Consider the following 13082-nt stretch of genomic DNA (forward strand, 5'->3'; position numbering starts at 1 on the left):
GTATTTTTTACGATATTCAGGATAGCTACTATGTTTTCAATGTCCCTTGGTCAGTATGGATGTAGCCGTGTGTTGCGTCGTTGTGTGGGTATGAGCCTGTTTGGGCTGGCCTGTTTGGGTGGGCTGGCACAGGCGCAGCAGGCTGCGGTGCCAGACAGGGCGCCATCCGTGCAGACGCAATTGATGCATGATCTTTACACCTTGGCCGCGCCGGAGATGGCAGGGCGTGCGACCGATACGGCAGGAAACCGGCAGGCAGCGGCGTGGATCATGTCCCGTTTAGAGCAACTGGGCCTGCGTCCTTGTGGTGTGGATTTTATTCAGGAATTCCGTTTTACGGTGCGAGGTCAGGATAAACAGGGCAGGAATATTCTGGCCTGCCGCGCTGGCAGTGCGCCGGATCATGCCAGTCGCCCCATGCTGTTATTGTCGGCCCACTATGACCATCTGGGCGTGCACAATGGCAAAGTGCATCCTGGTGCAGATGATAATGCTTCCGGTGTGGCAGCTTTGCTCGCGATTGCAGGTGGATTACAGACTCAGCCTTTGCAGCATGATGTGGCGCTGGCATTCTTCGATGCAGAAGAACTGGGGCTGCAGGGCGCAAAGGCACTGATCGCCCAGCCAGTGCTGGATTTGCAGCGGGTGGCGCTGAATATCAATCTGGACATGGTCGGGCGCGGCGATCATGGGGAATTGTATGCAAGTGGCAGTTACCATACGCCGGCGCTGCGCGAATTGCTGCAGTCCTTGCCCGCCTCGCCGGACCTGCGCCTGAAGCTGGGACATGACAGACCGGAGCAGGGCCAGGATGACTGGACCACCCAGTCTGACCACTATCCCTTATTCCGGGCCGGGATACCGTTTTTGTACTTTGGGGTGGAAGACCATGCTGACTACCACCAGCCTGGTGATACGCCGGATAAAATCCAGCCCGCCTTTTATCAGGCTGCGGTCGACTTGATCGCGCAGGCGCTCAGGGCGGCGGATCAGCGGATACTACAAGGTGATTTGCAAGCTGGCCTGCAAGCCCGGAAAAAGAATGCTGCACCTGCTACTGTGAAGGGCGCACCCGGCTGAGGCCGGACTGGCGGTATCTGCGTATTTAGAATGCTAATTCGTGGTTTTAGCGACAAAAATCCTTTAACTGCTTTCTAAAGCCTTGCTTACTTAGGTCTATAATGCGCGCTGCAAAAAATGCGGGTTTTTTTATTGAACTATTGGTACACACGCCTACATGAACACACTTATCTGGTTTGTCATCCTGTATTGGGTGATTTCGGTTGGTATCGGCTTATATGCTGCGCGCTATGTAAATAACTCCAAGGACTTCGCTGTCGCTGGCCGCTCGCTGCCTATGTATGTGGTGACTGCCACCGTGTTTGCGACCTGGTTTGGTTCTGAGGCGGTGCTGGGGATTTCATCTACCTTCGTCAAAGAAGGGCTCAAGGGCGTGGTGGCTGATCCGTTTGGCTCATCCATGTGTCTGATCCTGGTTGGTCTGTTCTTTGCCAAACCACTGTACCGCATGAATTTGCTGACTATCGGTGATTATTACCGTAATAAGTTTGGCCGTGCAGTTGAAGTGCTGGTCACCCTGTGTATCGTGGTTTCGTATCTGGGCTGGGTAGCCGCACAGATTAAGGCACTGGGGCTGGTATTTAATGTCGTGTCCGGTGGCTATATTTCTATGGATGTGGGCATGGTGATCGGCGCTGCCAGTGTGTTGATATATACCCTGATGGGCGGTATGTGGTCGGTCGCGATTACCGATTTTTTACAAATGATCATCATCGTGATCGGCATGGTCTATATAGGCTGGGAAGTATCTGGCATGGTCGGTGGTGCCGGCGTGGTGATAGAGCATGCGGCCAATGCCGGTAAATTTGAATTCTGGCCAGCCCCGACCGCGCGTGAAATGCTGTGGTTCTTTGCTGCCTGGATCACCATGATGCTGGGCTCGGTACCGCAGCAGGACGTATTCCAGCGCGTAGCTTCATCTAAAAATGAAACCATCGCCGGACGCGCCTCGGTACTGGGTGGCTTGCTGTACTTTGGCTTTGCCTTTATTCCTATGTTCCTGGCCTACTCGGCCACGCTGATTGATCCTTCCATGGTGGCCAGCCTGATCGACAAGGATTCGCAGCTGATTTTGCCTACCCTGATCATGACCAAGGTGCCTATGCTGGCGCAGGTGATGTTCTTCGGTGCGCTGTTATCGGCGATTAAAAGCTGTGCCAGTGCGACTTTGCTGGCGCCATCGGTCACGTTCTCAGAAAATATTCTGAAGCCGTTTTTCCCGCAGCAAAGCGATAAGCAATTCCTGCGCATGATGCGTATCGTAGTCTTGCTGTTCACTACTGTGGTGACCCTGTTTGCAATGAATACCGATTCCAGTATTTATAAGATGGTGGAGAATGCTTATAAAGTCACACTGGTGGCAGCCTTTGTCCCGCTGGCTTTTGGCTTGTACTGGAAGCCTGCCACGGCGCAGGGGGCTTTGGTCTCCATCCTGCTCGGACTGAGCAGCTGGATTGCACTCGAAATCACCGCGCCGGAAGGCTTTTGGCCGCCGCAACTGGTGGGCGTGCTGATGAGTATGACGGGTATGCTACTGGGTTCTCTGTTGCCGCAATATACACGTAAAGCGGCGGAAGTCTGAATCAGGCTTGATGCAATGCGCAAATTTTCCGGTAAAACCTTTATAATTCAGGGTTTTATCAGTTTTTTAGGGCGAGAGTATGCCGATTTACGCTTATCGTTGCGAACAGTGTGGTTTTGCCAAAGATGTATTGCAAAAGATTTCTGATGCGCCGCTGACCGATTGTCCTGAGTGCGGCAAGTCTGCATTTAAGAAGCAGGTGACTGCGGCCGGTTTTCAGCTCAAGGGTAGTGGCTGGTATGTGACTGATTTCCGCGGTGGCTCGGGTGGCTCTGCTGCTTCAGGGGCATCAGGTGAATCTGCCAGTGTACCCGGTACGTCTGCACCTGCCGTCTCCAGCGAAGTGAAAACTGCGGCGGCACCTGTAGCACCTGCTGCAACCACTGCTGCGGCTACACCAGCGGCAGCCACTGCATCCGGCTCTGGCGACAGCGCCTGAGCACTTAAGCGCAGGTTGTAAGGACCGATTTTTTTGATCAACATAGAATGTTCACCATGCGTAAATATTTCCTGACGGGCTTACTGATACTGGTTCCACTGGCGATTACGCTATGGGTGCTGCATGCCATCATCAGCACCATGGATCAGTCTCTGTTGTTATTGCCGCCACAATGGCGCCCGAAAGAATTGTTCGGCTTTCAGATGCTGGGTTTCGGTGCCGTGCTGACGGTGCTGATTATTTTCCTGACCGGTTTGCTGGCGCAGAACTTCATCGGCAATTATGTGGTGCGGGTATGGGAAGGTTTGCTCAAGCGTATCCCTATCGTTAACTCGATTTACTCCAGTGTGAAACAGGTGTCGGATACGCTGTTCTCTTCGTCCGGCAATGCCTTCCGCAAAGCCGTGCTGATAGAGTATCCGCGTCAGGGTTCCTGGAGTATCGGCTTTCTGACTGGCGTGCCGGGTGGCGACGTAGTGAATCACCTTAAAGGCGATTACGTCAGCGTGTATATACCCACCACGCCAAATCCGACTTCCGGTTTTTTCCTGATGGTGCCTAAGGCAGATGCCATAGAACTCAATATGAGTGTGGATGAAGCACTCAAATACATCGTTTCCATGGGCGTGGTGGCTCCCGAGCATCAACCACCAAAATAAGATAGCGCGGAATTCTGCGCTTCCTACACATTATTAATTTTGAAAACAGACAGGTAAGAAATATGTCCATGCGTACCCATTACTGTGGCCTCACTACTGAGGAATTACTCGGCCAAACCGTCAGCCTGTGCGGCTGGGTGCATCGTCGTCGTGATCACGGCGGTGTGATTTTTATCGATCTGCGCGATCGCGAAGGCTTGGTGCAGGTGGTTTGCGATCCGGATCGTGCGGATGTGTTTGCCGCAGCTGAAACGGTACGTAATGAATACTGCCTGCGCATCACTGGTCTGGTTCGCGCACGTCCTGAAGGCACAGGTAATGCAAATCTGAAATCCGGCAAAATCGAAGTGCTGGCGCATCAGGTAGAAATCCTGAATGCTTCCGTTACGCCACCGTTCCAGCTGGATGATGACAACCTGTCTGAAACTACACGTCTGACACATCGCGTACTGGATCTGCGTCGCCCACAGATGCAAAACAATCTGCGTCTGCGTTACAAAGTCGCGATGGAAGTGCGTAAGTTCCTGGATTCGAACGGCTTCATCGATATCGAAACACCGATGCTGACTAAATCGACACCGGAAGGCGCACGTGATTACCTGGTGCCATCACGTGTGAACGCCGGTGAATTCTTCGCCTTGCCACAATCGCCGCAATTGTTTAAACAATTGCTGATGGTGGCTAACTTTGACCGTTACTATCAGATCACCAAGTGCTTCCGTGACGAAGACCTGCGTGCTGACCGTCAGCCAGAATTTACCCAGATCGACTGCGAAACATCCTTCATGTCTGAGCAGGAAATCCGCGACATGTTCGAAGGCATGATTCGTCTGGTATTCAAAAATACCCTGAACATCGATCTGCCTGACCCATTCCCGGTCATGGAATATGCGGAAGCCATGGGCCTGTATGGTTCCGATAAACCGGATATGCGCGTCAAACTGCAGTTCACAGAACTGACCGACGTAATGAAAGACGTAGACTTCAAAGTCTTCTCCGGTGCAGCCAATATGCACAATGGCCGCGTGGTTGGTATGCTGGTACCGGGCGGTGCCAACATGCCACGTTCTGAAATCGACGCTTACACCCAGTTTGTCGCGATTTACGGCGCTAAAGGTCTGGCCTACATCAAGGTCAACGAACTGGCAAAAGGCCGTGATGGTCTGCAATCGCCTATCGTCAAAAACATCCACGATGCCGCGTTGAGCCAGATTCTGGAACGCACCGGCGCAAAAGATGGCGATCTGATTTTCTTCGGTGCCGACAAAGCCAAGGTCGTCAACGATGCGATCGGCGCACTGCGCGTGAAAATCGGTCACAGCGAATTCGGTAAATCCAATGGCTTGTTCGACGACGTCTGGAAGCCACTGTGGGTGATCGACTTCCCTATGTTTGAACATGATGAAGAAAACGACCGCTGGGCCGCTGTGCATCATCCTTTCACTGCACCAAAAGATGGTCACGAAGACTTGATGGAAACTGATCCGGGCAAATGTATCGCTAAAGCCTACGACATGGTTCTGAACGGTTGGGAACTGGGTGGTGGTTCTGTGCGTATTCACCGTGCTGATGTACAAAGCAAGGTATTCCGTGCTTTGAAGATCAGCGACGACGATGCAAAACTGAAATTCGGCTTCCTGCTGGACGCACTGCAATACGGCGCGCCTCCACACGGTGGTCTGGCTTTCGGTCTGGATCGTATCGTGACCATGATGGCCGGTGCTGAGTCTATCCGTGACGTGATCGCTTTCCCGAAAACACAACGTGCACAAGACTTGCTGACCCATGCACCATCCCCGGTCGATGAAAAACAATTGCGTGAACTGCACATCCGTTTGCGCGCAGCTGAACCAGCCATCAAGGCCTGATGCAGCCTGTCCTGCTGATGTAAGGCAGGATCCTCAGATTAAAAAGCGCGGATGATGTCCGCGCTTTTTTTTCAGGCTGCGACGATGGCCGCAATGTATCGAACAAGGAAATCAGGATGTCGGCCACATGGACACTACGTCCTGCCGTAGTGAGTGATGCAAACCGGCTGGCCGTGCTCGCGGCGCAGGTCTGGACCCATACTTACTGCAAGCAGGGCATTAATCAGGATATCGCTGCATATGTGCTGAGCAGCCTCACGCCTGCTGCTTTTCTGGCTACGCTAAATCAGCCGCAATTGCGCCTGACTGTGGTGGAGCAGGGTGGATTCTTGCTGGCTTACGCTTTGATGGATACCGCGAGTAGTGCCGCTCTCAACGCGACTGAGCGTGCGCAGTCCGCTTATGGCGTGGAACTGGCGACTCTGTATGTGCAAGCCCATGCAGCCGGGCAGGGCATAGGCAGCGCTTTGCTGCAGCATGCAGAGCAGCTCGCAGCGAGCCGGCAAGCGCGGCTATGGCTAAAGGTCAATGCGGAAAATACCCAGGCGATCCGTTTTTATGAAAAACACGCTTATCAACGCCTGGGTGACTGGTATTTTGAGCTCGGTGAGGGGCGTTATCTGAATTACCTGATGGGGCAATAGCAAACGGTGGAAAGGATGACGACCGTTGTAAGGTGAAAGTTACAATTTTTACATATTGAAAAGATCACTTTTCGCCTTGCTTAGTGTAAATTTCCCGTTTTCTAATGCTACTCAGGATAGGATACATGACACTGCGCACCACTACCCCGTATCACATTGGCTTATGCCTGATCACCGTGCTCGCACTGAGTGCCTGCGGTGAGAAAAAAACCGAGCTCGGACAAGGTACTTCGGAGGTCACAGGCTCAGCCGGTCCGGCAGGTGCCAAAGGTGCCAGTAAATCCCTGACGCAATGCAGCGCGCCGGTCGCCACACTGGCGATGGTAGAAAATCCCAATGGTTATACCTTACAGAGTTCGTATAATCTGCCGACTTCGCCGGTGCCGCTGATCCGTTTGCTGGCGCAGCAAAGTGGCTGCTTCCGCGTGGTGGACCGCGCTTCCGGTTTAAAGTCTGTGATACAGGAGCAGGATTTGCAGGCGCAAGGCATTATCCGCAAGAACACCACGGTGCATAAGGGCAAAGGCTACGAGGCGCAATACACCATGATCCCCAGCCTGACGTTTTCAGAAAGCCACGCCGGAGGCGGCATAGGCGCCATCATGGGTATGATCCCTTTCCTTAAAAATTTCACGGGTTATGCCGAGAAAGTCACTTTCAAAGAGGCGCAAGTCGCCTTGCTGCTCACTGACAATGAGACCACGGAGCAAATTGCGGCGGCGACCGGGGCCGCCAAATCCACCGATCTCGGCATGGGTGGCCTGAGCTTCGGTGCAGGTGGCGGCGGTCTGGGCGCTGGCTGGAGTAATACCAACGAAGCCAAAGTCATCGTGGCGGCTTTTTTGGATGCGCATAATAAACTGGTGAGCCAGGTACAGCATTTACAGAGCAAAGAATTGCCACCTGCAGTACCGAAGAAATAAGCGAAGCGTATCGCCAGTAAAAGGCTGACAGTGTGAGCTGTCAGCCTTTTTGCTATGTTGCGGTTTAGTCAGCTTAAGACGGTGAGGAGGCAGAGTTTTTTTTGCATCGCACAGTAGCAGCGGCGATTGTCTGAAATCTGTTGGCTGTTGAGTCAGAGTAGAAAAATGCAATGATAGTTTTAATTAAGAAATATTGCGCTGCATTAAGTTAAGTATTGTCAATTCTCCATAAGGCCCTTATTTTCCTCCAGGAAAGTGCTATAACTTACACATCAAACCGATTGATTGTTCAGCACTTTTAGGAGCCCACATGAAACTACGTTCTGCCTCCCTCGCCGCCAGCGTTTTCGGTGTCGCTGTTTTCTTCTCGGGCCTGGCCAGTGCGGCCGAACACGGCAGCGAAGCCGAAGCGCAGAAAATGGTGAAAGACGGTATCGCGCTGGTGAAATCAGCCGGTGCAGACAAAGCCTATAAAACCTTTACCGAACATCCTGATGGCGCGTTTAAAGACCGCGACCTGTATGTATTCGCCTATGATTTTGAGGGAAATTGCCTGGCGCAGGGAGCGAATGCCAAGATGGTGGGGAAAAATTTATTAGGCATGAAAGATGTGGACGGCAATGCCTTCATCAAAGGCATGATAGACATGGTTAAAGCTTCGGGTAAAGGCTGGTATGGACCCTATAAATTCAATAATCCTGCCACCCAGTCCTATGATCTGAAAAAATCCTATTGTGAGCGTGGTGCAGGAGACAGCATGCTATGCGTGGGCGTCTACGCATCTAAATAAAAGGACTGACGCAAAACGGCCTCAGCTGCGTTTTGGCTCCTTGTCCTGCTTAGCGTACTGCCTGCGTCGCCAGGCCTTGCAGGGACAATTTTGCGCAATTCCTCAATGAAAATCAAAACGAGAGTTGGCATGGCGTCTCATCAGCGCCATGCTTTTTTTTGTCGATTTGTTGGGATCAGGTAGCTGCAGTAATCATAGCCAGTTTGCTGCCCAGTGCCGCTCACAGCACCGTGACCGAAACCAGTTAGAATAGCGTTGTTGCTGACTTCGGAATGAAGATCCATGATGCCTCCGCCTTTGCTGTGACGGCTGTGTCGGTTTTGACTTCCGGTCAGTGTTGATGAAGGTTCTGCTTCTGACTTGTTGCTATGCCCTATAAAATTCCTGAGTCTGTACTGGTCGTGATTTATACCCCTGCGCTGGATGTACTCTTGCTGGAGCGCGCTGATAAGCCTGGCTTCTGGCAATCTGTCACTGGCTCCAAAGATACGCCCGATGAGGCGCTGGCGTATACCGCAGCGCGTGAAGTGGCAGAAGAAACCGGGATAGACGCAAGCCTGCATCGCTTGCATGACTGGGAACTGTGCAATGTCTATGACATTTACCCGGTCTGGCGCCACCGTTATGCGCCGGGTGTGACGCGAAATACTGAGCATGTATTCGGACTGTGTGTGGATGCGATTCAGGCGGTCAGACTGGCGCCGCGCGAACATTTGCAGTATCGCTGGCTGCCCTGGCATGCGGCTGCCGATGCCTGTTTTTCACCCTCCAATGCGGAAGCCATTTTGCAGCTGCCGCGCCTGCATGCTAAGTTTCATCCCGGGTCTGTTGAACAGATTGTCAGCGTATGACACTTAAAATCGCCAGCTACAATATTCATAAAGGCGTCAGCGCATTTGGCCGTCAGGCCCGTATCCATCATTTAAAAGATGCGATTGCTACGCTGGATGCGGATCTGGTGTTTTTACAGGAAGTACAGGGGCAGCACGACTTGCATGCCCGCCGTCACGCACTGTGGCCGCAACAGGCACAACATGAATTCCTGGCCGGAGATTCGCATCATGCCGCCTATGGCATGAATGCCGTTTATAACCACGGACACCATGGCAATGCGCTGCTGAGCCGCTTCCCGATTCACTCTCAGGCTAATCACGATGTGTCTGACCATGCTTATGAACAGCGTGGCATTTTGCATGCCGTGGTCGATCATCCGGCTGCCGCCATCCATTGTTTCGTGATTCATCTGGGTTTGTTTGCCGCCAGCCGCAAACGCCAGATTGCGGCGCTGATCGCGACCATAGAACGCGATACACCAAGCGATGCACCGCTGATTATTGCGGGCGACTTCAACGACTGGAATCAGCGTCTGAGTCAGGATTTATACACAGCGCTGGGTGTGCGCGAGGCATTTGACATCGATGCCGGGCACCGGCATCCCGCATTTTTACCGGCCAGTCTGCATCGTTTGTGGAAGCCATCGCGCCCCAGTCATGCCAGAACTTTTCCGGCTGGCTTACCCTGGCTCTGCCTGGATCGCGTGTATCTGCGCGGCTTTGAAGTCAGCCAGGCGCAGGTACTTAGCGGTAAGCCCTGGACAAGTTTATCGGATCATGTGCCGATCAGCGCTGAATTGCAGTTACTGCAGCCGGGGCAGCCTGAGCGATGAGTAAGCTAACGTTCATCGATGGCAACGATGTGCGCCTGCTACGATCAGGCAAGGAATTTTTTCCAGAATTGCTGGGCGCGATACATGCCGCGCAGCAGGAAATTTATCTCGAAACCTATATCTTCACTGCCGACCCGACGGCCAACCAGGTCAGGGATGCGCTGATGGCGGCAGCCCGCCGTGGCGTGACCGTCCGGGTCGTGATTGACTGGCTGGGCAGTGGCAGGGCAGCAGCAGAAACGCTGGTGGCTGAGTTATGCGCTGCCGGTGTGGCCGCACGTTGTTTCAATCCCTGGTTCCGCCGTGGGCTGGCGCGTACCCACCGCAAAATTCTGGTGGCGGACCGTGCCGTCGCACTGCTTGGCGGCTTGAATATTATTGATGATCTGGTGTCGGATGATGGCTGGGACTTGCCTCTCCCTTATCCACGCTGGGATTTTGCCGTCAGCCTGCGTGGGCCCCTGGTGAATCTTGTGTTTCATGAGGTGGATGCGCAATGGCGGCGTACCGGTAAGCTCAATTTACGCGCCCGTTTTGCATTGATGCGCGATTTACATCAGGAAGCTAAAGTCGCGCGCACCCGTTTGAGCCCGGCTGCCTTGCTGGTCCGCGACAATCTGCGTAACCGCAGCACTATCCAAAAAGCTTATCTGCAGGCGCTGGGGCAGGCGAGGCAGCGTGCGATCCTGGTCACGCCGTATTTTGCGCCGGGCCGCAAATTTCGCCGTGCTTTGACTGCCGCCGCCAGCCGTGGTGTGCAGGTGACACTGGTGGTCGGGGTCGGACAATTTGCCTTACAGGATGCGGTGGCGCAGTCCTATTATCCCAGCCTGTTACGGCAGGGCGTGAGGATCATCGAATATCATAAAACCCAATTGCATGCGAAAGTCGCGATTGTCGATGATGACTGGGCGACGGTGGGCTCGAGTAATTTTGACGCGCTCAGCCTGTTCCTGAATCATGAGGCCAATATCGTGATTCAGGATGCTGAATTTACCGCTGAATTGGAAGCTGAACTCAATCAGGGGATCGCCGACGGCACCGAAGTGCAGGAAGCGGATTTTTCCAGCTTGCCGTGGACGCGCAAGCTATGGAATGGCTTCGCTTTTCTGGTTTACCGCAACCTGATGCGCATCATGACTTCCGGGCATTACGGCTGATGACGCTGCTACACGGCATAGATTTCACTTCCGCACCCAGCCGTCGTAAGGGTATTACGATCGCGACTGCAGTAGCGCAGGACGGTATGCTGACGCTGAGTGGCCTCACGACGCTGCCTGGTCTGGCTGAATTCTCCGCGTGGTTACAGCAACAGGAACACTGCGTGGCCGCGTTTGATCTGCCGTTTTCACTGCCACGTGAATTGATCGAGCATCAGGGCTGGTCACAGCACTGGCCCGCGCTGATCGCTGAGCTGAGCACGCTGAGCCGTGCCGGTTTGCGTGAGGTCTGCAAAGCCTTTTGCGATGCCAGACCGGCCGGCAACAAGTTTGCCCACCGCGCCACCGACCGGCCCGCCGGATCTTCACCTTCGATGAAATGGGTTAATCCACCCGTCGCCTACATGCTGCATGCGGGCATGCCGCTGATATTACAAGCTGGCTTTTCGGTGCCAGGCATGCATATGGCGGAATCGCACAAAATTGCGCTGGAAGCCTATCCCGGCATGGTCGCGCGCAGCATTACCCGGCTGTCGTATAAAAGCGATGATAAAGCGAAGCAGGATGCATCCCGTACAGAGCAGCGCAGCCGCATCATCGCTGCCATCGAAGCGGGGGCTACACCCTGGCAAACTCCTTTATCGCTGGGGCAGTGGCGCGATGCGATTCTGGCCGATGGCAGTGCCGATTTACTCGATGCGGTGCTGTGTCTGCTGCTGGCGGGCTGGGCCTGGCAGCGCCGGGAACAACAGTTTGGCTTGCCGGCTTTTGATGCGCTGGAAGGCTGGATCGCAGGTTGTGAGCTGGCTGCCATCTGAGTACCTGTGTGCCGGGCCGCCAACGCAGCACAGAAATGGCTTGTAATTCACCTGAGGCTGCAATACATTGCTTCAAAATAGAATGAACGTACGAAAATTTTTGGGCGCCTGACTGCCAGTCAGCGGACTGCACCATCTTCGTTTTACCTATCCCCATGACAGACACAACCCGTATTGATAAATGGCTATGGGCTGCGCGTTTTTTTAAAACCCGCAGTCTGGCCACCCACGCCGTCGAGTTAGGCCGCGTGTTGCAAAATGAACAGAGAGTTAAACCGGCGCACAGCGTGAAACCCGGCGACCTGATCCAGGTCACGCATGGTGAGCAAACCTGGGAAGTCCATGTGGTGCGCATCCTCGAAATGCGCGGGCCAGCAGCGGTGGCGCAGACCATGTATCAGGAAACCGAGGACAGTCTGGCGCGCCGTCACACGCAGGCTGAGAACCGCAAGTATTACCGCGAGCCGGCTGCAGCGATACAGGGGCGACCGACCAAGCGGGATCGCCGTCAGCTCGACTTTGACCGATCCTGAGTCGCCGGGACGCTTGCAATCACTGACAACATTGAAAAAACAGCCGGAGCCTGAAGCAATGAAATACCGCTGTCGCAAAACAAATAGATACTCTCCTCTAAAGGCGGAAAGCAGTTTGACTTTTCATGCGCTCTGACTAATAGTACGAGCGTTCGATTAATTCACTCGTTTGCATATTTTTGCTAAACGTAAAGCATTTCAAAATAAGCAATGTAATATGAATATGACATCGAAATTCATGCGCAAAGGGGAATTGACCCGCGCGGCTATCCTGGACGTAGCACTGGATGCCGCCAGTCGTGACGGCATAGAAGGCCTGACTATAGGCTTGCTGGCTGACAAGATGAACATGAGTAAGTCCGGCGTATTTGCCCATTTCGGCTCACGCGAGGATTTACAGATCGAAGTGTTGAAGCTGTATCACCATCACTTCGAGCAGGAAGTGTTCTACCCGAGTATGAAAGAAGAGCGTGGCTTACCGCGCCTGCAGTCGATGTTTGCATTGTGGATTAAGCGCGTGACGGTGGAAATCGCCTCCGGTTGCATCTACATCAGTGGTGCGGCGGAATACGATGACCGGCCTGGTCCGATCAGGGATGAACTGGTCGGCATGGTCAGAGCCTGGCAGGGTGCATTGCACCGCGCTGCCACCCAGGCAATTCAGCTTGGGCATTTGCGCGCCGGGGTCGATCCGGAACAGATAGTGTATGAAATGTATGGCCTGATACTGGCGTTACACCACGATGCGCGTTTCTTGCGCAAACCTGGCAGTGTCGACCGGGCCCAGGCAGGTTTTGAACGTATGATCGAATGCTATGCACCAGTCGGAGAAGCTGCGTAAGCCGATACCAGACTGTTTTTTTTCAGTAGCGACAGGGGCGCTTGTCATGTGCCGGACATGCCTGTCACTAGTTTCGTAA

General features: G+C 53.7%; 15 protein-coding genes. 14 read left to right on the forward strand and 1 reads right to left on the reverse strand.

The window, feature by feature from the left end; translation table 11 throughout:
- Window positions 1-30 precede the first annotated feature (30 nt).
- The 8 genes from EYB48_RS12595 to EYB48_RS12630 all read left to right on the forward strand — a co-directional run bounded on the left by EYB48_RS12595 (window position 31) and on the right by EYB48_RS12630 (window position 7985).
- The gene (locus tag EYB48_RS12595; protein ID WP_162020709.1) at window positions 31-1080 is read left to right on the forward strand and encodes a M20/M25/M40 family metallo-hydrolase; all 1050 of its coding nucleotides are present in this window, start codon (window positions 31-33) and stop codon (window positions 1078-1080) included.
- Between the two features lie 157 nt (window positions 1081-1237).
- Entirely contained in the window at window positions 1238-2662 is a 1425-nt protein-coding gene (locus EYB48_RS12600) for a high affinity choline transporter 1 (protein WP_162020710.1), read from the forward strand.
- A 79-nt stretch (window positions 2663-2741) separates the two neighbouring features.
- A complete protein-coding gene (locus EYB48_RS12605; protein WP_162020711.1) occupies window positions 2742-3101 on the forward strand; it encodes an FmdB family zinc ribbon protein in 360 nt (119 codons plus the stop codon).
- A gap of 56 nt (window positions 3102-3157) precedes the next feature.
- Window positions 3158-3760 (forward strand): DUF502 domain-containing protein, encoded by a 603-nt coding sequence (locus EYB48_RS12610; RefSeq protein ID WP_162020712.1) that lies wholly within the window; start codon window positions 3158-3160, stop codon window positions 3758-3760.
- 62 nt (window positions 3761-3822) lie between these two features.
- Window positions 3823-5628: an aspartate--tRNA ligase gene (aspS, locus tag EYB48_RS12615; RefSeq protein ID WP_162020713.1), complete on the forward strand. Its 1806-nt coding sequence runs from the start codon at window positions 3823-3825 to the stop codon at window positions 5626-5628.
- 116 nt (window positions 5629-5744) lie between these two features.
- Entirely contained in the window at window positions 5745-6272 is a 528-nt protein-coding gene (locus EYB48_RS12620; protein WP_162020714.1) for a GNAT family N-acetyltransferase, read from the forward strand.
- 125 nt (window positions 6273-6397) lie between these two features.
- Window positions 6398-7195 carry a CsgG/HfaB family protein gene (locus EYB48_RS12625; RefSeq protein WP_162020715.1) on the forward strand — a complete coding sequence of 266 codons (798 nt, stop codon included), beginning with the start codon at window positions 6398-6400 and terminating at the stop codon, window positions 7193-7195.
- Window positions 7196-7505: 310 nt separating this feature from the next.
- Window positions 7506-7985 (forward strand): cache domain-containing protein, encoded by a 480-nt coding sequence (locus tag EYB48_RS12630; RefSeq protein ID WP_162020716.1) that lies wholly within the window; start codon window positions 7506-7508, stop codon window positions 7983-7985.
- A 140-nt stretch (window positions 7986-8125) separates the two neighbouring features.
- On the opposite strand, the gene EYB48_RS12635 is transcribed toward EYB48_RS12630, so the two are convergent.
- Window positions 8126-8269: a hypothetical protein gene (locus tag EYB48_RS12635; protein ID WP_162020717.1), complete on the reverse strand. Its 144-nt coding sequence runs from the start codon at window positions 8267-8269 to the stop codon at window positions 8126-8128.
- Between the two features lie 84 nt (window positions 8270-8353).
- On the opposite strand from EYB48_RS12635, the gene nudB reads away from it, so the two are divergent.
- From nudB to EYB48_RS12665, 6 genes are all read left to right on the forward strand, one after another.
- Complete coding sequence (gene nudB, locus EYB48_RS12640; RefSeq protein WP_162020718.1) at window positions 8354-8836, forward strand: dihydroneopterin triphosphate diphosphatase; 483 nt, start codon at window positions 8354-8356, stop codon at window positions 8834-8836.
- The gene (locus EYB48_RS12645; protein WP_162020719.1) at window positions 8833-9651 is read left to right on the forward strand and encodes an endonuclease/exonuclease/phosphatase family protein; all 819 of its coding nucleotides are present in this window, start codon (window positions 8833-8835) and stop codon (window positions 9649-9651) included. The genes nudB and EYB48_RS12645 overlap by 4 nt, the downstream gene beginning before the upstream one ends.
- Window positions 9648-10811, forward strand: coding sequence for a cardiolipin synthase ClsB (gene clsB / locus EYB48_RS12650; protein ID WP_162020720.1), 1164 nt, complete (start codon window positions 9648-9650; stop codon window positions 10809-10811). The genes EYB48_RS12645 and clsB overlap by 4 nt, the downstream gene beginning before the upstream one ends.
- A complete protein-coding gene (locus EYB48_RS12655; RefSeq protein WP_162020721.1) occupies window positions 10811-11629 on the forward strand; it encodes a DUF429 domain-containing protein in 819 nt (272 codons plus the stop codon). The genes clsB and EYB48_RS12655 overlap by 1 nt, the downstream gene beginning before the upstream one ends.
- Before the next feature lie 155 nt (window positions 11630-11784).
- Window positions 11785-12162, forward strand: coding sequence for an RNA-binding S4 domain-containing protein (locus tag EYB48_RS12660; protein WP_162020722.1), 378 nt, complete (start codon window positions 11785-11787; stop codon window positions 12160-12162).
- 238 nt (window positions 12163-12400) lie between these two features.
- Window positions 12401-13003 carry a TetR/AcrR family transcriptional regulator gene (locus EYB48_RS12665; protein ID WP_162020838.1) on the forward strand — a complete coding sequence of 201 codons (603 nt, stop codon included), beginning with the start codon at window positions 12401-12403 and terminating at the stop codon, window positions 13001-13003.
- Window positions 13004-13082: the final 79 nt, after the last annotated feature.

The sequence above is a fragment of the Cognatundibacterium crateris genome (assembly GCF_010078235.1).
Lineage (GTDB): Bacteria > Pseudomonadota > Gammaproteobacteria > Burkholderiales > Burkholderiaceae_D > Undibacterium > Undibacterium crateris.

What these genes read in the sequence shown, in the direction of transcription:
- EYB48_RS12600 (WP_162020710.1), top strand. Translation starts at nt 1,238, where the DNA reads ATGAACACACTTATCTGGTTTGTCATCCTGTATTGGGTGATTTCGGTT.
- EYB48_RS12610 (WP_162020712.1), top strand. Translation starts at nt 3,158, where the DNA reads ATGCGTAAATATTTCCTGACGGGCTTACTGATACTGGTTCCACTGGCG.
- EYB48_RS12605 (WP_162020711.1), top strand. Translation starts at nt 2,742, where the DNA reads ATGCCGATTTACGCTTATCGTTGCGAACAGTGTGGTTTTGCCAAAGAT.
- EYB48_RS12620 (WP_162020714.1), top strand. Translation starts at nt 5,745, where the DNA reads ATGTCGGCCACATGGACACTACGTCCTGCCGTAGTGAGTGATGCAAAC.
- aspS (WP_162020713.1), top strand. Translation starts at nt 3,823, where the DNA reads ATGTCCATGCGTACCCATTACTGTGGCCTCACTACTGAGGAATTACTC.
- EYB48_RS12665 (WP_162020838.1), top strand. Translation starts at nt 12,401, where the DNA reads ATGCGCAAAGGGGAATTGACCCGCGCGGCTATCCTGGACGTAGCACTG.
- EYB48_RS12630 (WP_162020716.1), top strand. Translation starts at nt 7,506, where the DNA reads ATGAAACTACGTTCTGCCTCCCTCGCCGCCAGCGTTTTCGGTGTCGCT.
- EYB48_RS12645 (WP_162020719.1), top strand. Translation starts at nt 8,833, where the DNA reads ATGACACTTAAAATCGCCAGCTACAATATTCATAAAGGCGTCAGCGCA.
- EYB48_RS12625 (WP_162020715.1), top strand. Translation starts at nt 6,398, where the DNA reads ATGACACTGCGCACCACTACCCCGTATCACATTGGCTTATGCCTGATC.
- EYB48_RS12635 (WP_162020717.1), bottom strand. Translation starts at nt 8,269, where the DNA reads ATGGATCTTCATTCCGAAGTCAGCAACAACGCTATTCTAACTGGTTTC.
- EYB48_RS12595 (WP_162020709.1), top strand. Translation starts at nt 31, where the DNA reads ATGTTTTCAATGTCCCTTGGTCAGTATGGATGTAGCCGTGTGTTGCGT.
- nudB (WP_162020718.1), top strand. Translation starts at nt 8,354, where the DNA reads ATGCCCTATAAAATTCCTGAGTCTGTACTGGTCGTGATTTATACCCCT.
- EYB48_RS12660 (WP_162020722.1), top strand. Translation starts at nt 11,785, where the DNA reads ATGACAGACACAACCCGTATTGATAAATGGCTATGGGCTGCGCGTTTT.
- EYB48_RS12655 (WP_162020721.1), top strand. Translation starts at nt 10,811, where the DNA reads ATGACGCTGCTACACGGCATAGATTTCACTTCCGCACCCAGCCGTCGT.
- clsB (WP_162020720.1), top strand. Translation starts at nt 9,648, where the DNA reads ATGAGTAAGCTAACGTTCATCGATGGCAACGATGTGCGCCTGCTACGA.